Annotated in this window: 13 protein-coding genes; 9 read left to right on the plus strand and 4 right to left on the minus strand. The window is 70.4% G+C overall.

The window, feature by feature from the left end; translation table 11 throughout:
• Positions 1-12 precede the first annotated feature (12 nt).
• Positions 13-951, minus strand: coding sequence for a CAP domain-containing protein (locus ACZ5U5_RS37300; protein ID WP_469031029.1), 939 nt, complete (start codon positions 949-951; stop codon positions 13-15).
• A gap of 132 nt (positions 952-1,083) precedes the next feature.
• On the opposite strand from ACZ5U5_RS37300, the gene ACZ5U5_RS37305 reads away from it, so the two are divergent.
• The 4 genes from ACZ5U5_RS37305 to ACZ5U5_RS37320 all read left to right on the plus strand — a co-directional run bounded on the left by ACZ5U5_RS37305 (position 1,084) and on the right by ACZ5U5_RS37320 (position 7,426).
• Complete coding sequence (locus ACZ5U5_RS37305) at positions 1,084-1,365, plus strand: acylphosphatase (RefSeq protein ID WP_469030850.1); 282 nt, start codon at positions 1,084-1,086, stop codon at positions 1,363-1,365.
• 383 nt (positions 1,366-1,748) lie between these two features.
• Positions 1,749-1,952, plus strand: a complete 204-nt coding sequence (locus ACZ5U5_RS37310; RefSeq protein WP_135333243.1) for a hypothetical protein — start codon at positions 1,749-1,751, stop codon at positions 1,950-1,952.
• 251 nt (positions 1,953-2,203) lie between these two features.
• Positions 2,204-5,767, plus strand: coding sequence for a chromosome segregation protein SMC (gene smc, locus ACZ5U5_RS37315; protein ID WP_469030851.1), 3,564 nt, complete (start codon positions 2,204-2,206; stop codon positions 5,765-5,767).
• Between the two features lie 204 nt (positions 5,768-5,971).
• Positions 5,972-7,426 carry a sugar porter family MFS transporter gene (locus tag ACZ5U5_RS37320; protein WP_469030853.1) on the plus strand — a complete coding sequence of 485 codons (1,455 nt, stop codon included), beginning with the start codon at positions 5,972-5,974 and terminating at the stop codon, positions 7,424-7,426.
• A 44-nt stretch (positions 7,427-7,470) separates the two neighbouring features.
• Here the strand turns inward: ACZ5U5_RS37320 and ACZ5U5_RS37325 are convergent, their stop codons facing one another.
• Both ACZ5U5_RS37325 and ACZ5U5_RS37330 read right to left on the minus strand, forming a co-directional pair.
• Positions 7,471-8,451, minus strand: coding sequence for an LLM class flavin-dependent oxidoreductase (locus ACZ5U5_RS37325; RefSeq protein WP_469030854.1), 981 nt, complete (start codon positions 8,449-8,451; stop codon positions 7,471-7,473).
• 107 nt (positions 8,452-8,558) lie between these two features.
• Positions 8,559-10,010 carry a purine-cytosine permease family protein gene (locus tag ACZ5U5_RS37330; protein WP_469030855.1) on the minus strand — a complete coding sequence of 484 codons (1,452 nt, stop codon included), beginning with the start codon at positions 10,008-10,010 and terminating at the stop codon, positions 8,559-8,561.
• A gap of 198 nt (positions 10,011-10,208) precedes the next feature.
• On the opposite strand from ACZ5U5_RS37330, the gene ftsY reads away from it, so the two are divergent.
• Positions 10,209-11,417 (plus strand): signal recognition particle-docking protein FtsY, encoded by a 1,209-nt coding sequence (ftsY, locus tag ACZ5U5_RS37335; protein ID WP_469030857.1) that lies wholly within the window; start codon positions 10,209-10,211, stop codon positions 11,415-11,417.
• 87 nt (positions 11,418-11,504) lie between these two features.
• Here the strand turns inward: ftsY and ACZ5U5_RS37340 are convergent, their stop codons facing one another.
• Positions 11,505-12,167, minus strand: a complete 663-nt coding sequence (locus ACZ5U5_RS37340) for a bifunctional DNA primase/polymerase (protein ID WP_469030858.1) — start codon at positions 12,165-12,167, stop codon at positions 11,505-11,507.
• Positions 12,168-12,598: 431 nt separating this feature from the next.
• On the opposite strand from ACZ5U5_RS37340, the gene nsdA reads away from it, so the two are divergent.
• The 4 genes from nsdA (at position 12,599) to ACZ5U5_RS37360 (ending at position 18,587) form a co-directional block, all read left to right on the plus strand.
• Positions 12,599-14,074 carry a transcriptional repressor NsdA gene (gene nsdA, locus ACZ5U5_RS37345; protein WP_469030860.1) on the plus strand — a complete coding sequence of 492 codons (1,476 nt, stop codon included), beginning with the start codon at positions 12,599-12,601 and terminating at the stop codon, positions 14,072-14,074.
• A 299-nt stretch (positions 14,075-14,373) separates the two neighbouring features.
• Positions 14,374-15,741, plus strand: coding sequence for an ammonium transporter (locus ACZ5U5_RS37350; RefSeq protein WP_469030861.1), 1,368 nt, complete (start codon positions 14,374-14,376; stop codon positions 15,739-15,741).
• Positions 15,738-16,076: a P-II family nitrogen regulator gene (locus ACZ5U5_RS37355; protein ID WP_150493276.1), complete on the plus strand. Its 339-nt coding sequence runs from the start codon at positions 15,738-15,740 to the stop codon at positions 16,074-16,076. Before ACZ5U5_RS37350 ends, ACZ5U5_RS37355 begins: the two co-directional genes overlap by 4 nt.
• A gap of 57 nt (positions 16,077-16,133) precedes the next feature.
• Positions 16,134-18,587, plus strand: coding sequence for a [protein-PII] uridylyltransferase (locus tag ACZ5U5_RS37360; RefSeq protein WP_469030863.1), 2,454 nt, complete (start codon positions 16,134-16,136; stop codon positions 18,585-18,587).
• The last annotated feature ends 135 nt before the right edge of the window (positions 18,588-18,722 follow it).

Consider the following 18,722-nt stretch of genomic DNA (forward strand, 5'->3'; position numbering starts at 1 on the left):
CAATGAGGGGCTCTAGAAGCCGAAGTCCTGCGTCCACCACGGGCCGCCCGGCGCGAAGTGCGCACCGACTCCCATGGTCTTGTAGTCGCAGTTCAGGATGTTGGCGCGGTGGCCGGGGCTGTTCATCCAGGCGTCCATCACGGACTGCGCATTGGCCTGGCCGCGGGCGATGTTCTCGCCGCCCAGGTCCGATATCCCGGCCTTCTCGGCGCGGTCCCACGGGGTCGCGCCGTCCGGGTCGGTGTGGTCGAAGAAGTCGCGCTCGGCCATGTCCGAGCTGAAGTCACCGGCGAGCGTGGCCAGCGCGGCGTCGCCGCTCACGGGGGAGCAGCCCACCTTGGCCCGCTCCTGGTTGACCAGGGTGAGCACGTCCGCCTCGGCGACGCTCTCCGCGGACGGAGACTTCGCGCTCGGGGACGGCGGGGCCTTGGTCTTCTCGGCAGGCTTGCGCGAGGGGCTCGGGGGCGTCGTCTTCTTCTTCTCCTCGGTCCTGGACGGAGCGGGAGCCTTGGACGACGGCTTCTTCGACGGCTCGGCCGAGGGCTTCTCGGTGGACTGCGACGGAGAGGGGGCCGGGGCGTCCGGGCGCTCGGAGCCGCGGCTCGGCGGGGCCGACTCGCGCTCGGCGGTGCCCGTGTCGCCGCCCTGGGGCGACACCTCGCTGGGAGTCGTGGCGGCACGCACCTTGTTCGAGTCGCCGCCACCGCCCAGGGAGTAGTTGTCGGCGCCCGGGATCAGGCCGGACGCGACCGCCACGGCACCCATCGCCACGGCTGCCGAGACCCCGAGCAGGCCGGTGCGCACCGGTGCCGTACGGCCTTTGCGGCGGTGTGACACGGTGGCGGGGCGGGGCTCCGGGACGCCGGCGTGCCCGCCCGCGTATGTGTCGGAGACCCCAGTGGCGCGGCCGGTGGCGGCTGCCCCTGCGCCGGAGCGGCGGTGGCGTCCCATCTCCTGGCCTTCCTCGTCCTCAGTGGTCAACGTGGCTCACCCATACGAGTGAGGCTCATCGAGTCGGGACTGTACGCGATGGCGCATGGGGACGAAGTGCTCCGAGAGCAATTGGCCGGTTAGCGTGCACCCATGAACGAAGAAGTCAGAGTCACGGCCTGGGTGCGTGGCCAGGTGCAAGGCGTGGGTTTTCGCTGGTTCACGCGGGCCAAGGCTCTGGAGATCGGGGGTCTGAGTGGTTTTGCTCTCAATTTGGAGGACGGCCGTGTGCAGGTCGTCGCCGAGGGGCCCCGCTCGGGTGCCCAGGGGCTGCTCGACTGGCTGCGCACGGGCGACACACCCGGCCGCGTCGACGGTGTCACTGAGATCTGGGACACTCCGCGCGGCATCTACGACACCTTCGCGATTCGCTGACGAAGAGCTGTCCGGCGGGCCCGCTCCGGTGTGGTCGTGGCAACTGCCCGGGGCAGAAAACACCTGGTGGTTGCCAAGAACGTCCCGTCGTGGCAGGCTCCCGGGTGAAGGATGATCGACACGCCCTCAGGGCCCCGCAGCAGAGGCAGCGCCGCCGTTTCAACGGCCGCAGGCCCCCGGGTTGCCCGCCAATACGGGGCGTGATCGTGTTGACCGTCAAACTTTTTGGTGAGACTCTGGAAGCCCCGCGCACCTTAGCTGTTTGGCATGTGAGAACGGCCCTGCAAGACCAGCACGAACAACGAGTGCCAAGCACCGCGGGTGCGATTCCCTCACGACCCACACCGCTTCGGTCGGTCACTCATTGTGGAGGACCATCCATCATGGCAAAGGCGCTTCTCGGTTACGTCGGCGGTTCCGACCCGCGACTTCTCGCCGAGATGCGACGGCTCCAGCAACGCGTCCAAGACCTGGAATCTGAGCTCGTGAAGATCCAGGCCGAAAACGACGCGCTCGCGGCTGCCGCTTCTCACGAATCGCTCCTGGAGAGCATCGACGTACCCCAGGCGGAGCCTGCGCTCACCTGACCATCACCTTCAGCAAGGCGCTCACCTCACACGACCGTGCGTAACGCCTCTTCGCGTCACGCGTGCTCCGGTCTGTGGGATGCCTGTTAACGCATGTGGTCAGGCTGCCCATGTCAGCCGCTTGTCCAGATCTGCAAGGGACGCTTCGGCGTCCCTTCTTTCTTGTCGCCTCGTGAACCGTCTTCTTTACCGTCTGATGTGCCCTGCATCTTCCTGGGTGAAACGATGAGTGACAGGTAGAGTCCGGCGGCGTGCACCTCAAGGCCCTGACACTGCGCGGTTTCAAATCCTTCGCGTCGGCGACGACGCTGAAGTTCGAGCCGGGCATCACCTGCGTCGTCGGACCGAACGGTTCCGGCAAGTCCAATGTCGTGGACGCGCTGTCCTGGGTCATGGGCGAGCAGGGCGCCAAGTCGCTGCGCGGCGGCAAGATGGAGGACGTCATCTTCGCCGGCACCACCGGGCGCCCGCCGCTCGGCCGTGCCGAGGTGTCCCTCACCATCGACAACTCCGACGGCGCGCTGCCCATCGAGTACGCCGAGGTCACCATCACGCGGATCATGTTCCGCAACGGCGGCAGCGAGTACCAGATCAACGGCGACACCTGCCGGCTGCTCGACATCCAGGAACTGCTCTCCGACTCCGGCATCGGGCGCGAGATGCACGTCATCGTCGGCCAGGGCCAGCTCGACGGCGTCCTGCACGCCGACCCCATGGGCCGCCGCGCCTTCATCGAGGAGGCCGCGGGCGTCCTCAAGCACCGCAAGCGCAAAGAGAAGGCGCTGCGCAAGCTCGACGCGATGCAGGCCAACCTCGCCCGCGTACAGGACCTGACCGACGAGCTGCGGCGTCAGCTCAAGCCGCTCGGCCGGCAGGCCGCCGTGGCGCGCAGGGCCGCCGTCATCCAGGCCGATCTGCGCGACGCCCGCCTGCGGCTCCTCGCCGACGATCTCGTACGGATGCGGGACGCGCTGCGGACCGAAGTGGCCGACGAGGCGGAGCTCAAGCGGCGCAAGGACACCGCCGAGGCCGAGCTGAAGAAGGCGCTCCAGCGGGAGGCGGAGCTCGAGGACGAGGTGCGCCGCCTCACGCCACGGCTCCAGCGGGCGCAGCAGACGTGGTACGAGCTGTCGCAGCTGGCCGAGCGGGTGCGCGGCACGGTGTCGTTGGCCGACGCCCGGGTCAAGAGCGCCACCGCCGCGCCCCCGGAGGAGCGGCGTGGCCGTGACCCCGAGGACATGGAGCGCGAGGCCGCGCGGATCCGCGAGCAGGAGGCGGAGCTCGAAGCCGCCCTGGAGGCGGCGGAGCACGCCCTGGAGGACACCGTCGGCCACCGCGCCGACCTGGAGCGGGAGCTGGCCGTCGAGGAGCGCCGCCTCAAGGACGTGGCGCGGGCCATCGCCGATCGGCGCGAGGGCCTCGCGCGGCTGCACGGCCAGGTCAACGCGGCGCGCTCGCGGGCGGGCTCCGCGCAGGCCGAGATCGACCGCCTCGCCGTGGCGCGCGACGAGGCGGGGGAGCGCGCGGTCGCCGCCCAGGAGGAGTACGAGCAGCTGAAGGCGGAGGTCGACGGGCTCGACGCCGGTGACGCGGAGCTAGGCGAGCGGCACGACGAGGCGAAGCGTGCCCTCACCGAGGCCGAGGGCGCGCTGACCGCCGCCCGGGAAGCGGCCACCGCCGCCGAACGCAAGCGCGCCGCGGTCGCCGCCCGGCACGAGGCGCTCGCGCTCGGCCTGCGGCGCAAGGACGGGACGGGGGCGCTGCTCGCCGCCAAGGACCGCCTGGCGGGGCTGCTCGGTCCCGCGGCCCAGCTGCTGTCGATCACCCCGGGGTACGAGGTCGCGGTCGCGGCGGCGTTCGGCGCGGCGGCGGACGCGATCGCCGTGACCACACCGGCGTCGGCGGCGGAGGCCATCCGGCTGCTGCGCAAGCAGGACGCGGGGCGGGCCGCGCTGCTCCTCGCGGGGGCGCCGGAAGCCGACCCCGGTGACGCAGGGCAGGGGAGTGCCGAAGGGCCGCCCAGGGTCGCCGAACTGGTGCGCGGGCCCGAGGAGTTGATGCCGTCGGTGCGGCGGTTGCTGCGGGGGATGGTCGCCGTCGGCACCCTTGAGGACGCCGAGGACTTCGTCTACGCCCATCCGGAGCTCACCGCCGTCACCGCCGAAGGCGACCTGCTCGGGGCGCACTTCGCGCAGGGCGGGTCTGCCGGGGCGCCCAGCCTGATCGAAGTACAGGCGTCCGTCGACGAGGCGGCGGCCGAGCTGGAGCAACTCGCCGAGCAGTGCGAGGAGTTGGCGCACGCTCAGCGGGAAGCAGGCGAGCGGCGCAAGGAGGTGGCCGCGCTCGTCGAGGAGTTGGGGGAGCGCAGGCGCGCCGCCGACCGGGAGAAGTCCGCCGTGGCCCAGCAGCTGGGCGCGCTCGCCGGGCAGGCCCGCGGCGCCGCGGGCGAGGCCGAGCGCAGTGCGGCCGCCGCGGCGAAGGCCCAGGAGGCGCTCGACAAGGCGGTCGAGGACGCGGAGGAGCTGGCCGAGCGTCTGGCCGTTGCGGAGGAGGCTCCGGTCGAGGAGGAGCCCGACACCTCGGTGCGCGACCGGCTCGCCGCCGACGGGGCCAACGCCCGGCAGACCGAGATGGAGGCCAGGCTCCAGGTGCGTACGCACGAGGAGCGGGTCAAGGGTCTGGCGGGACGCGCCGACTCGCTGGACCGGGCCGCGCGCGCCGAGCGCGAGGCACGCGCGCGTGCCGAGCAGCGCAAGGCGCGGATGCGGCACGAGGCCGCGGTCGCCGAGGCCGTCGCCCGTGGTGCGCGGCAACTGCTCGCGCACGTCGAGGTCTCCCTCGTACGGGCACAGGAGGAGCGTGGCGCCGCCGAGCGTGCCAAGGAGGTGCGGGAGCGGGATCTGGCCACCGAGCGGGGCCAGGGGCGCGACCTCAAGGCGGAACTCGACAAGTTGACTGATTCAGTTCACCGAGGCGAGGTACTAGGTGCCGAGAAGCGGCTGCGGATCGAGCAGCTGGAGTCCAAGGCACTGGAGGAACTCGGTGTGGAACCGGCAGGACTCGTGTCCGACTACGGCCCCGACCAGCTCGTGCCGCCCTCCCCCGCGGCCGAGGGCGAGGAGCTTCCGGAGGCCCCGGAGCACCCGCGCAACAGGCCCGTGCCGTACGTCCGCGGTGAGCAGGAGAAGCGGCTGAGGTCAGCCGAACGGGCGTACCAGCAGCTCGGGAAAGTGAATCCGCTGGCCCTGGAGGAGTTCGCCGCGCTGGAGGAGCGTCACAAGTTCCTGAGCGAGCAGCTGGAGGACCTGAAGAAGACGCGGACCGACCTCCTGCAAGTGGTGAAGGAGGTGGACGAGCGCGTCGAGCAGGTCTTCACCGAGGCCTACCGGGACACCGCCCGTGAGTTCGAGGGTGTCTTCTCGCGGCTCTTCCCGGGCGGCGAGGGGCGGCTCATCCTGACCGACCCCGACAACATGCTCGCCACCGGTGTCGACGTCGAGGCGCGCCCGCCCGGCAAGAAGGTCAAGCGGCTCTCGCTGCTCTCCGGCGGTGAGCGGTCCCTGACCGCCGTCGCGCTGCTCGTCTCGATCTTCAAGGCGCGGCCGAGTCCCTTCTACGTGATGGACGAGGTCGAGGCCGCGCTCGACGACACCAACCTGCAGCGGCTCATCCGGATCATGGAGGAACTGCAGGAGGCCTCGCAGCTCATCGTGATCACGCACCAGAAGCGGACGATGGAGGTCGCCGACGCGCTGTACGGCGTGTCCATGCAGGGCGACGGCGTCTCGAAGGTGATCAGCCAGCGGCTCCGGTAGCCCCGCGCAAGATCACTTCGTCACGCCATCTCCATAACTTCAAGACTTGAACGAACCGCGCTCCAAGGGTCCCTTAAATTCACAGGAACCCAGGTATTGACTTCGAAACTTGAAGGCATAGTCTCTGCAACGTTGCTTTTACCTTCAGGTGGTGGGCGGCGTGAAGTTGTGCGCCACTTGAAGTGCTCACCCCCACCCCCGGCGATGTTGCCGGTGGCCCGAGGAGTCCATGTGACCAGCACAACGAAGGCGCCGCAGCCCGGCCACGGCAGAGAGGCCCAGCCGGACCATCTCGGCCATGTCATCTTCATTACGGCGGCCGCCGCGATGGGTGGCTTCCTGTTCGGCTACGACAGTTCGGTGATCAATGGCGCGACCGTCGCCATCCAGCACCGGTTCGACGTCGATGCCAACATGCTCGGCTGGATCATCGCCACCGCACTGCTCGGCTGCGCCGTCGGTGCCGCGATCGCCGGCCGTATCGCCGACCGCATCGGCCGCATCCGCTGCATGCAGATCGCCGCCGTCCTCTTCGCGGCGAGCGCCGTCGGTTCCGCCCTGCCGTTCGCGGCGTGGGACCTGACGATGTGGCGCTTCATCGGCGGCATCGGCATCGGCATGGCGTCCGTCATCGGCCCCGCCTACATCGCCGAGGTCGCACCGCCCGCCTACCGAGGCCGCCTCGCCTCGTTCCAGCAGGCCGCGATCGTCATCGGCATCGCCGTCTCCCAGCTGGTCAACTGGGCCATCCTGAACATGGCGGACGGTGACCAGCGCGGCAAGCTCCTGGGCCTCGAGGCCTGGCAGCTGATGCTCGGCGTCATGGTCATCCCGGCCCTCCTCTACGGCCTGCTCTCCTTCGCGATTCCCGAGTCGCCGCGCTTCCTCATCTCCGTCGGCCGCAACACCGAGGCCAAGAAGGTCCTCGGCGAGGTCGAGGGAACCAAGATCGACCTCGACGCCCGCGTCTCCGAGATCGAGGAGGGCATGCGCCGCGAGCACAAGTCCTCGTTCAAGGACCTGCTCGGCAAGGTCGGCTTCCTGCCGATCGTCTGGATCGGCATCGGCCTCTCGGTGTTCCAGCAGCTCGTCGGCATCAACGTGATCTTCTACTACTCGAACCAGCTGTGGCAGTCGATCGGCAAGGACCCGAGCAGCTCGTTCCTGTACTCGTTCGAGACGTCGATCGTGAACATCGTCGGCACGGTCATCGCGATGATCTTCGTCGACCGCATCGGCCGCAAGCCGCTGGCCATCATCGGCTCGGCAGGCATGGCGCTCGCGCTCTTCACCTGCGCCTGGGCGTTCTCGTACCGCACCGGCACCGGCGACAACGTCTCGCTGCCGGACGCGCAGGGCCTGACGGCGATCATCGCCGCCAACTTCTTCGTGCTCTTCTTCGCCCTCTCCTGGGGCGTGGTGGTCTGGGTGCTGCTCGGCGAGATCTTCCCGAACCGCATCCGCGCCGCGGCGCTCGGTGTGGCCGCGTCGGCCCAGTGGCTCGCCAACTTCGCGATCACCAAGACGTTCCCGAGCATGTCCGAGTGGAGCCTGACCGGCTCGTACATCATCTACGGCGCCTTCGCCGTGATCTCGATCCCCTTCGTCATGAAGTTCGTCAAGGAGACGAAGGGCAAGACCCTGGAGGAGATGGGCTAATCCCCGCTGCCCCTCCTCTGAGGAAGCTGCCCCGGTTCAAGGACCTATTCCTTGAGCCGGGGCAGTACGTTTTCGCAGAAGTGGTGCAGGCTGCGCCAGCCCTCGTCGACGGGCATCCCGCCGGAGAGCGGATGCAGCACGAGATTGGCCGCGCCACCCTGCACGTACGCCACGCACTGGTCGGGCGTCAGGACGCGATAGACGCCCTCGGCGCGCAGCTCCTCGACCGTGGTGGCGCTCGACTTCACCGCCGAGCGGATGTCCTTGGACTGCCAGGAGGCGTACGTACGGGCCTCGTGCAGGAAGTGCTCGCCGTGCTCGGCCCAGGTGCGGTCCGGGTCGTCCGCGATGTGCAGGAGCGGGGTCTCGGCGGCGGGCATCATCGTCCAGCCCTCGGTGCCGTACTCCGCGAGGCGTGCGTTGTAGTAGGCCTCCAGCTCCGGCAGATGGGCGCTGGGGAAGAACGGCAGGCCGAGCCGGGCCGCCCGCCGGGCCGCCGCCTGCGACGATCCGCCGACCAGGAGCATCGGGTGCGGCTGGGTATACGGGCGCGGGGTGACGCGCGCGGTGCGCCCGCGGAACTCGAAGGGCTCGCCCGTCCACGCCTGCAACAGGGTCTCCAGGAGCTCGTCCTGGAGCTTGCCGCGCCGCTTCCAGTCGACGCCGAACGCCTCGTACTCCTCGGGCCGGTAGCCGATCCCCGCCACCGTGACGAGGCGGCCGCCGCTGAGCAGGTCGAGTACGGCGATGTCCTCGGCGAGCCGCAGCGGATCGTGCAGCGGGCCGATGATCGCGGAAACCGTGACCGCGATGCGCCGGGTCGCGCCGAAGACCGCGCCGGCGAAGGTGAAGGGCGAGGGCAGCCAGTTGTTGCCGACGCCATGGTGTTCCTCGGTCTGCACGGTGGAGATGCCCCGGTCGTCGGCGTACGTGGCCATCTCCAGGGCGGCCTTGTAGCGCTCGCTCAGCGAGGAGGGCGTGGCATCCGGATCGACGAGGTTGAAGCGTACGACTGTGACGGGCATGAAAACGTCCCCCTTCACCGTGTGCGGGCGAAGAGGGACGTTAGGTGATGCGGTGTCAGATGACCAGGGCCCGGGGGCAGTTGTTCCGGATCAGGCGCGGAAGAGCCTCAGGCCGAGACCAGCTTCGTCTCGCCCTCGCCGTTGCCCTTTGCCTCGGGCGCCTCGACGGCCGGGGTCCTCGGAAGCACCGCGTACAGCGCGGCGGCGATGAGGATCGTGGCCAGCCAGCCCAGGCCGTTGCGGCCGACCCAGGACGTGGCGAGCGGGCCGCTGAACCAGTCGACCTTCGTGAAGAGCAGACCCGCCACCAGGGCGATCGCCCACGCCGTCATGGCCTGCCAGGCGAAGCCCGCCTTGTACCAGTAGGCGCTGGTGTGCTTGGTGTCCATCAGCGCTTCGCCGTCGTACGTCTTGCGGCGCAGCATGTCGATGCCGAAGACGCCGATCCAGGCGGAGAAGGCGACTGCCAACAGGGTGAGGAAGGAGATGAACGAGCCCATGAAACTCTTCGCCACGTTCATCAGGATGTAGCCGAAGATCAGGCTGATGATGGCGTTGATCGAGACCGCCCAGGTGCGCGGGACCTTGATGCCGAGCGTCATGGCGGTGAAGCCCGCGGAGTACATCGACATCGAGTTGATCAGGAGCATGCCGATCAGGGCCATCAGCAGGTACGGCACCGCGATCCACGTCGGCAGGAGCTCGCCGAGGAAGGAGACCGGGTCGGAGGCCTCCGACAGGCTCGGCGTGCTGACCGCCATGACCGCGCCCATCAGGACCATCGGTACGACGACGATGCCGGCGCCGCCGATGGCGTTGCCCACCAGGGCCTTGTTGGAGGCCTTGCGCGGGAGGTAGCGCGTGAAGTCCGGACCCGTGGGGACCCAGCTGATGCCGCCCGCAGCGATCACGCCGACTCCCGCGACCATCGCCGCGGTGGAGCCCGCGGACTGCGAGAAGACGTCCGACCAGGGGGTGTTGGCCACGAGGTAGACCAGCACGAGGATGCTGAACGCGCCGAAGAGGTACGTCGCCCAGGTGTTGCAGATGTGCAGCACCTTGCGGCCAAGGCCGCTGATGACGAACGTGCAGGCGACGAAGGCGATCAGCGTCACGATCGTCAGCCACGTGCTGGACTCCACGCCGAAGCAGATGTCCAGAACGGTGATGATCGCGTACGCACCCGTGACCGCGTTGATCGTCTCCCAGCCCCAGCGGGCGATCCAGATGAGCGCGCCGGGGAAGAGGTTGCCGCGCTGCCCGAAGACCGCGCGCGAGAGGGTCATGCCCGGCGAGCCGCCGCGCTTGCCCGAGATGGAGATAAGGCCAACCATGCCGTAGCTCAGCAGGGGCGAGACGAGGGCGACGACCAGGACCTGCCAGAAGTTCAGGCGGTTGGAGACAACCAAGCCAGCGCCCATGGTGAGCAGCAGGACACTGATGTTGGCCGCCACCCACGTGGGGAACAGCTCGCGGGCCTTGCCGGTGCGCTCGGAGTCGGGGACGGGCTCGAGGCCGCGTGTCTCCAGGGCGCCTTCGTTTTCGGCGGTGGTGCTCATGGGGTGGGGTCCGTGCCTCTCGCTCGGATCGCAACGCCGCGATCCGTCCGTGGGGGTGATCGCGTTGGACTCTACGCGCGTTGATGCGGAGAGCTCCATCGTACTTTAGTCCGAGTAGTGGCCTCTATGAGCTTATGTTCTTTGGAGGAAGCTACAGCTTGAGCCTCTGTGGCCCCCATGGCTGATACTGGGGAGGTTATGGAAATCGTCATCCTTGCTGTAGTCATCGCCGTGGTCGTGATCGGCGCGCTCGGCGGGCTCGTGGTCGGCAGTCGCAAGAAGAAGCGGCTGCCGCCGAAGGCCCCGTCGTCCACGCCCACCATCACCGCTCCTCCGGCCGAGCCGCACGTCGGCGACGAGGCCGAGACGCCGCGCGACGAACCGCGCCGCACGATCGAGGAGGTGGAACTTCCGCTCACCGGTCCGGCGGCGCCGCCCCCCGTCGTCATCGAGGAGCCGGCCGCCCCGGAGGTCGAGACCCCGGAGCCCACGGCAGGTCGCCTGGTCCGTCTGCGCTCGCGCCTCTCGCGCTCGCAGAACGCACTCGGCAAGGGGCTGCTCACGCTCCTCTCCCGCGAGCACCTGGACGAGGACACCTGGGAGGAGATCGAGGACACGCTCCTCACCGCCGACGTCGGCGTCGCCCCCACGCAGGAACTGGTCGAGCGGCTCCGCGAGCGCGTCCGCGTGCTCGGCACCCGTACCCCCGACGACCTGCGCACACTGCTGCGCGAGGAACTCGTGGCGCTGGTCGACCCGCACCTCGACCGCACGGTCAAGACCGAGTCGGGCCTGGAGACGCCCGGAATCGTGATGGTCGTCGGCGTGAACGGCACCGGCAAGACCACCACCACCGGCAAGCTCGCCCGCGTCCTGGTCGCCGACGGCCGCTCCGTGGTCCTCGGCGCCGCGGACACGTTCCGCGCGGCCGCCGCCGACCAGCTGCAGACCTGGGGCGAGCGCGTCGGCGCGCGCACGGTCCGCGGTCCCGAGGGCGGCGACCCCGCGTCGATCGCCTTCGACGCGGTCAAGGAAGGCATCGCGGAGGGCGCCGACGTCGTCCTCATCGACACCGCGGGCCGCCTGCACACCAAGACCGGCCTGATGGACGAGCTCGGCAAGGTCAAGCGCGTCGTCGAGAAGCACGCGCCGCTCGACGAGGTGCTGCTCGTCCTGGATGCCACGACCGGGCAGAACGGCCTGGTGCAGGCGCGGGTCTTCGCCGAGGTCGTCGACATCACCGGCATCGTCCTGACGAAGCTGGACGGCACGGCCAAGGGCGGCATCGTCGTCGCGGTCCAGCGCGAGCTGGGCGTGCCGGTGAAGCTGGTCGGACTCGGCGAGGGCGCGGACGACCTGGCGCCGTTCGAGCCCGAGGCGTTCGTCGACGCGCTGATCGGCGAGTAGCCGCTCGGCGCCCGGTGCCGCGCACGAAGAAATGCCCCACCCCGGGGTGCAGCCGGGGTGGGGCATTTCGTGTGCGGGCGTCGGCTGCTACGCCGGTGAGCGGTGCGCCACGTACGCCAGGGTCCCGAGGACCAGCCGTGCCTGCGGGGGATGCGTCGCCGAGTCCAGGTCCGGGGCGCGGAGCCAGCGGACCGGGCCGAGGCCCGCGCGGTCGGAGGGCGGGGCCGTGATGTGCGTGCCGGGGCCCAGGCCGTGCAGGTCGATGCAGGCGTCGTCCCAGCCCATGCGGTAGAGCAGCTGGGGGAGTTCGGCGGCGGCGCCGGGGGCGACGAAGAAGTGCGCGCGGCCCTCCGGCGTCGCGGCCACCGGGCCGAGCGGCAGGCCCATGCGCTCCAGGCGGACCAGCGCCCTGCGGCCCGCTGCCTCGGCCACCTCGATGACGTCGAAGGCGCGGCCCACGGGCAGCAGTACGGCGGCGCCCGGGAACTGCGCCCAGGACTCGGTCACTTCGTCGAGCGTCGCCCCGGCGGGAACCTCGGGGGCGAATGCCAGGGGGTGGGCGCCGGGGGCGGCGCAGTCGGCCGCGCCGCAGGAGCAGCGGCCGTCCAGGGCACGTGCGCCGGGGACCGCGGCCCATCCCCACAGGCCGGTGTACTCCGCCACCGCGGTGCAGTCCGACGTGCGGCCGCGCCACCGTGAACCGGTGCGAGGCTTGTCGGTTCCCCGGATGCCGCCGATCGTGAAGCCCATGCCCCCTCCAACGGGTCGAGCGCGGTGTGGTTACGTGACGGAATCGGATCGTGACCCTGTGTTTTTGCGTTGCCGGTGCAGGCGCGCGGTGGTCCGAAGGGGGTGCGCCCGGTCATGCGCGCCCCGAAGTGCTCCCTTCCGCCCACCTTCGGTCGTCCACTGTCAAGTCAATCGCTTGTAGCGGCCCGGGAGTTCATTCGAAGGGGTGGCGAATGGTGGCGTTTCCGCGATCGCCCTCGCCGGAGGGGTGATCGTAGGATTACTTTCAGTGCACGGACCCTGAGTGCTGTGCACTCGTGGGTATGCCGGAGGCAAGTCGGTTTCCTGTTCGATGGGTGACGTTCTCCGGACGGAGAGCCGCACCGCGCGGCATTCTGGTAGGGCTTGGCGTGGGACCGCGAGTCAGTGTTGTGAGGGATGGGGGCGTTCCAGTGGGCGGCAATGGCGGAAGTGGTGCGAACGCTGAGAAGCGCCCCAACGAACTGCTCAATTCCTGGTTCGTGCGCAGCGGCTGGTCGAAGGGCGAGCTGGCGCGCCAAGTGAACCGCAGGGCACGGCAGTTGGGCGCGCACCACATCTCCACGGACACCTCACGGGTGCGGCGCTGGCTGGACGGCGAGAACCCCCGCGAACCCATCCCCCGCATCCTCTCCGAGCTGTTCTCCGAGCGGTTCGGCTGCGTCGTCGCGGTCGAGGACCTCGGGCTGCGCGCCGCGCACCAGTCGCCGTCCGTCTCGGGCGTCGACCTGCCCTGGACCGGCCCGCAGACCGTCGCGCTCATCAGTGAGTTCTCCCGCAGCGACCTGATGCTGGCCCGGCGCGGCTTCCTCGGCACCTCGCTCGCGCTCTCCGCAGGACCCTCGCTCATCGAGCCCATGCAGCGCTGGCTGGTCCCGGGACCCACGACCCCGGTCGGCGACCCGGAGCCGCCCACCCCGTCCCGCAGGCCCGGCAGGCTCTCCAGGCCGGAGCTCGACCTCCTGGAATCCACGACCGTGATGTTCCGGCAGTGGGACGCGCAGTGCGGCGGCGGGCTGCGGCGCAAGGCGGTCGTCGGCCAACTGCACGAGGTGACGGACCTGTTGCAGGAGCCCCAGCCGGAGGCCACGTCCAAGCGGCTCTTCAAGGTCGCGGGCGAACTGGCCGAGCTGGCCGGCTGGATGAGCTACGACGTCGGTCTCCAGCCCACCGCCCAGAAGTACTTCGTGCTTGCCCTGCACGCCGCGAAGGAAGCAGGCGAGAAGCCCCTCGGGTCGTACATCCTCTCCAGCATGAGCCGTCAGATGATCCACCTCGGACGGCCCGACGACGCGCTCGAACTGATCCACCTCGCGCAGTACGGCAGCCGGGACTGCGCGAGCCCGCGCACCCAGGCCATGCTGTATGCGATGGAGGCCCGCGCCTACGCCAGCATGGGCCAGCCCGGCAAGTGCAAGCGGGCCGTGCGCATGGCCGAGGACACCTTCGCCGACGCCGACGAGTTCGACGAGCCCGAGCCCGACTGGATCCGCTTCTTCTCCGAGGCCGAGCTGAACGGCGAGAACGCCCACTCGTTCCGCGACCTGGCCTACGTGGCGGGTCGCAGCCCCACGTACGCCTCGCTCGCCGAACCCGTCATGGAGCGTGCGGTCGACCTCTTCGGCAAGGACTCCGAGCACCAGCGTTCGTACGCACTGAACCTCATCGGGATGGCCACGGTTCACCTGCTCCAGCGTGAGCCCGAGCAGAGCACGGTCCTCGCGGGCCAAGCCCTGACCATCGCCAAGAAGGTGCGCTCAGAGCGGGTCAACACCCGCCTTCGCAAGACCGTGGACACCGCCGTGCGGGACTTCGGCAACATCGCTGAGGTCGTGCAGCTCACCGACCAGCTCGCCATCGACATGCCCGAGACCGCGGAGGCGGTCTGACGGCGCCCCACCAGAACTCCGGCCGCGGCCGGTCCATCCCGAACCGCCCGACTCGGCTCCCCCACGCCAGGTCAATCGGATGGCCGCCGCGGCCGGTTTTTTCGGTGTGCGCAGGGTATGAAATCGCGCCCCGCCCGACCCGGCAGTTCATGGACGCGTAACACGCACGACCTCTTCGTCACTGCGGCGAAACATCGAGGGGCGCCCCCTGAAACGGCGCTGGGCCAATCTCATGGCGCATACCGGCCCACCCCTCTGCCCCGCCCGCACGGGCCGCATACGACGACGAGGAGACGCCGATGCCCCCAGGCATCACGATCGCCGCAGACGCCCCGCAGCTGTCTGCCGCCAACACAGGGTTCGTGCTCATCTGTTCCGCCCTGGTGATGCTCATGACGCCGGGACTCGCCTTCTTCTACGGAGGCATGGTCCGCGTCAAGAGCACACTGAACATGCTGATGATGAGCTTCATCAGTCTGGGGATCGTCACCATCCTCTGGGTGCTGTACGGCTTCTCCATCGCGTTCGGCACCGACCACGGCAGCCTCTTCGGCTGGTCGTCCGACTACGTGGGCCTCAGCGGCATAGGGCTCACCGAGCTGTGGGACGGCTACACCATCCCGGTCTATGTCTTCGCCGTCTTCCAGCTGATGTTCGCGATCATCACGCCCGCGCTGATCAGCGGTGCGCTCGCCGACCGCGTGAAGTTCACCGCCTGGGCGCTGTTCGTCGCGCTCTGGGCCACGATCGTCTACTTCCCTGTCGCGCACTGGGTGTGGGGCACGGGCGGCTGGGCCTTCGAGCTCGGTGTCATCGACTTCGCCGGCGGCACGGCCGTGCACATCAACGCCGGTGCCGCGGCGCTGGGCGTGATCCTGGTCATCGGCAAGCGCGTCGGCTTCAAGAAGGACCCGATGCGGCCGCACAGCCTGCCGCTCGTCATGCTCGGCGCCGCGCTCCTGTGGTTCGGCTGGTTCGGCTTCAACGCCGGATCGTGGCTGGGCAACGAGGACGGCGTCGGCGCGATGATGTTCCTGAACACGCAGGTCGCCACCGCCGCGGCCATGCTGGCCTGGCTCGCCTACGAGAAGATCCGCCACGGCGCGTTCACCACCCTCGGCGCCGCTTCGGGCGCCGTCGCGGGACTCGTCGCGATCACCCCGGCCGGCGGCTCCATCTCGCCGCTCGGCGCGATCGCCGTCGGAGCCATCGCCGGTCTGCTCTGCGCCATGGCCGTCGGCCTCAAGTTCAAGTTCGGCTACGACGACTCCCTCGACGTCGTCGGTGTCCACCTCGTCGGCGGTGTCGTGGGCTCGCTGCTCGTCGGCTTCTTCGCCACCGGCGGCGTCCAGTCCGACGCCAAGGGCCTCTTCTACGGAGGCGGCCTCGAACAGCTGGGCAAGCAGGCCGCCGGTGTCGGCGCCGTCCTCGTGTACTCCATGATCGCCTCCGCGATCCTCGCCTTCCTGGTCGACAAGACCATCGGGATGCGGGTCAGCGAGGACGAGGAGGTCGCGGGCATCGACCAGGTGCAGCACGCCGAGACCGCGTACGACTTCAGTGGCGCGGGCGGCGGCACGGCGCCCCGTACCGCCGCCGCGCCCGGCCCGCCGGCCCAGGACGCCGGCAAGTCTGCGAACGAGAAGAACAAGAGGGTGGACGCATGAAGCTCATCACCGCGGTCGTCAAGCCGCACCGGCTCGACGAGATCAAGGAAGCCCTCCAGGCCTTCGGCGTCCAGGGCCTGACCGTGACCGAGGCCAGCGGCTACGGCCGCCAGCGCGGCCACACCGAGGTCTACCGTGGCGCGGAGTACACCGTCGACCTCGTGCCGAAGATCCGGATCGAGGTTTTGGTCGAGGACGACGACGCCGAACAGCTCGTGGATGTCGTGGTCAAGGCCGCCCGGACCGGCAAGATCGGGGACGGCAAGGTCTGGAGCGTCCCGGTCGACACGGCGGTCCGGGTACGGACCGGTGAACGTGGGCCGGACGCGCTCTGAGCCGGGCTGGGCAGGGCTGAGCAGGCGGAACTGAGCGGGACTGACAGGAGCTGCTGGGTGACGAGTGTGGACGTACGTACTGAAGCGGACTCGGAAGACTCCGGACCCAGCGGCTATGCGGCGGCCCGGCTGCGCCTCCTCCAAGGGGAGGCGCGGTCCGGGCCGCCGCGCCGTTCGGCCCTCGCCGACCTCACCGACGACTGGCTGACCGGCCTCTTCACGGCCGCGGGTGCGCCACGGGGGGCCGCGCTGGTGGCCGTGGGCGGGTACGGCAGGGGAGAGCTGTCGCCGCGCAGCGACCTCGATCTGCTGCTGCTGCACGACGGCAGCGCGGACGCCGGTGCGGTGGCGGCCCTCGCAGACCGCATCTGGTACCCCGTCTGGGATCTCGGGCTCGCGCTCGACCACTCCGTGCGCACGCCCGCGGAGGCGCGCAAGACCGCGGGCGAGGACCTCAAGGTGCAGCTGGGGCTGCTCGACGCGCGGCACGTCGTGGGCGATCTCGGACTGACGGCCGGGTTGCGTACGGCGGTGCTCGCCGACTGGCGCAACCTCGCGCCGAAACGGCTGCCCGAGCTGCGCGAGCTGTGCGAGGAACGGGCCGAGCGGCAGGGGGAGTTGAGCTATCTCCTGGAACCGGACCTGAAGGAGGCCCGGGGTGGCCTGCGGGATGCGACCGCGCTGCGGGCCGTCGCCGCATCGTGGCTGGCGGACGCGCCTCGGGAAGGGCTCGCCGATGCCCGGCGGCGGCTGCTCGACGTGCGGGACGCGCTGCATCTGACCACGGGGCGGGCCACGGACCGGCTCGCGCTGCAGGAACAGGATCAAGTCGCAGCAGAGTTGGGGCTGTTGGACGCGGATACCTTGCTGCGGCAGGTGTACGAGTCCGCTCGCACCATCTCGTACGCGAGTGACGTGACGTGGCGCGAGGTGGGCAGGGTGCTCCGGTCCCGGTCCGTGCGGCCTCGGCTGCGGGCCATGCTGGGGGGCTCCAAGGGGGCTGCGGCCGAGCGGTCGCCGTTGGCCGAGGGGGTCGTGGAGCAGGACGGGGAGGTCGTACTCGCCCGCGCGGCCCGGCCCGAGCGGGACCCCGTGCTGCCGCTCCGGGCTGCTGCCGCGGCTGCCCAGGCCGGGCTGCCGCTGTCGCTGCACGCGGTGCGCAGGATGGCGGCGGCTGTACGGCCGCTGCCGACGCCGTGGCCCGCGGAGGCGCGGGAGCAGCTGGTGACGCTGCTTGGGGCGGGACGACCGACGGTCGAGGTGTGGGAGGCCCTTGAGGCAGAGGGGCTGATCACCCGGCTGCTGCCCGACTGGGAGCGGGTGCGGTGCAGGCCACAGCGCAACGCCGTGCACACGTGGACGGTCGACCGGCATCTGGTGGAGACGGCGGTGCAGGCCTCGGAGCTGACCCGCCGCGTGGGGCGGCCCGACCTGCTCCTTGTGGCCGGGCTGCTGCACGACATCGGGAAGGGCTGGCCGGGGGACCACTCGGAGGCCGGGGAGATCATCGCCAGGGACGTCGCCGCCCGGATCGGCTTCGACCGGGCCGACGTGGCGGTCCTCGCGAAACTCGTGCGGTATCACCTGCTGCTGATCGAGACGGCCACGCGCCGCGACCTCGACGACCCGGCCACGGTACGGGCGGTCGCGGACGCGGTGGGTTCGACCGGGACGCTCGAACTGCTGCACGCGCTCACGGAGGCGGACGCGCTGGCCACCGGCCCCGCCGCCTGGTCCACCTGGCGGGGTTCGCTCGTCGCCGACCTGGTGAAGCGGGTCGGAGCGGTGCTGTCCGGGGAGGAGCCGGAGAAAGCGGAGGACATCGCTCCCACCGCCGAGCAGGAGCGCCTCGCGGTGGAGGCGTTCCGTACGGGCGGGCCGGTGCTCGCGCTGCGGGCCCAGACGGAGACAGTCGCCGCCGAGGAGTCGGCCGGGGACCCGGAGCCGCTGGGCGTGGAGCTGGTCATCGCGGTGCCGGACCAGCCCGGGGTGCTGTCCGCCGTCGCGGGGGTGCTCGCCATGCACCGGCTCGCGGTGCGGACGGCGGAGCTGCGGGGGGTCGCTCTGCCGTCGGGTATCGAGGACTCGGTGCTGCTCCTGAACTGGCGGGTCGCCGCGGAGTACGGCTCCCTGCCGCAGGCCGCGCGGCTGCGGGCGGATCTGGTGCGGGCCCTGGACGGCTCCCTGGACATCGCGGCACGGCTGGCCGAGCGGGATGCCGCGTACCCGCGGCGGCGGGGGACGGTCGCGCCGCCGCCCCGGGTGACCGTGGCTTCGGCGGGGTCGCGTCTCGCCACGGTCATCGAGGTGCGGGCCCAGGACGCGCCGGGCCTGCTGCACCGCATCGGCCGGGCGCTGGAGTCGGCGGGCGTGGAGGTACGGAGCGCGCACGTCTCGACGCTGGGGGCGAACGCGGTGGACGCGTTTTACGTGACGGGGGAGGGGGTGCCGCTGCCGGGGGAGCGGGCTGCGGGGGTGGCTCGGGCGGTGGAGGAGGCTTTGCGGGGGTAGGGGGCGGGGTCCCGTGGGGCTCCCGGCTGTTCGCGTTTCCCACCCGCGCCTGTCGCTGTTCGCGTTTCCCACGCCCCCGCTGCTGTTCGCTCCCAACCCACCGCGCTGCTGTAGGCGCTCCCCGCCTGCCGCGCT

This window comes from Streptomyces sp. NPDC033177 (assembly GCF_055577715.1).

Coding starts and splice junctions, on each gene's coding strand:
- ACZ5U5_RS37300 (WP_469031029.1), bottom strand. CDS start 951: ATGGGACGCCACCGCCGCTCCGGCGCAGGGGCAGCCGCCACCGGCCGC.
- ACZ5U5_RS37305 (WP_469030850.1), top strand. CDS start 1,084: ATGAACGAAGAAGTCAGAGTCACGGCCTGGGTGCGTGGCCAGGTGCAA.
- ACZ5U5_RS37310 (WP_135333243.1), top strand. CDS start 1,749: ATGGCAAAGGCGCTTCTCGGTTACGTCGGCGGTTCCGACCCGCGACTT.
- ACZ5U5_RS37320 (WP_469030853.1), top strand. CDS start 5,972: ATGTTGCCGGTGGCCCGAGGAGTCCATGTGACCAGCACAACGAAGGCG.
- ACZ5U5_RS37325 (WP_469030854.1), bottom strand. CDS start 8,451: ATGCCCGTCACAGTCGTACGCTTCAACCTCGTCGATCCGGATGCCACG.
- ACZ5U5_RS37330 (WP_469030855.1), bottom strand. CDS start 10,010: ATGAGCACCACCGCCGAAAACGAAGGCGCCCTGGAGACACGCGGCCTC.
- ftsY (WP_469030857.1), top strand. CDS start 10,209: ATGGAAATCGTCATCCTTGCTGTAGTCATCGCCGTGGTCGTGATCGGC.
- ACZ5U5_RS37340 (WP_469030858.1), bottom strand. CDS start 12,167: ATGGGCTTCACGATCGGCGGCATCCGGGGAACCGACAAGCCTCGCACC.
- ACZ5U5_RS37350 (WP_469030861.1), top strand. CDS start 14,374: ATGCCCCCAGGCATCACGATCGCCGCAGACGCCCCGCAGCTGTCTGCC.
- ACZ5U5_RS37355 (WP_150493276.1), top strand. CDS start 15,738: ATGAAGCTCATCACCGCGGTCGTCAAGCCGCACCGGCTCGACGAGATC.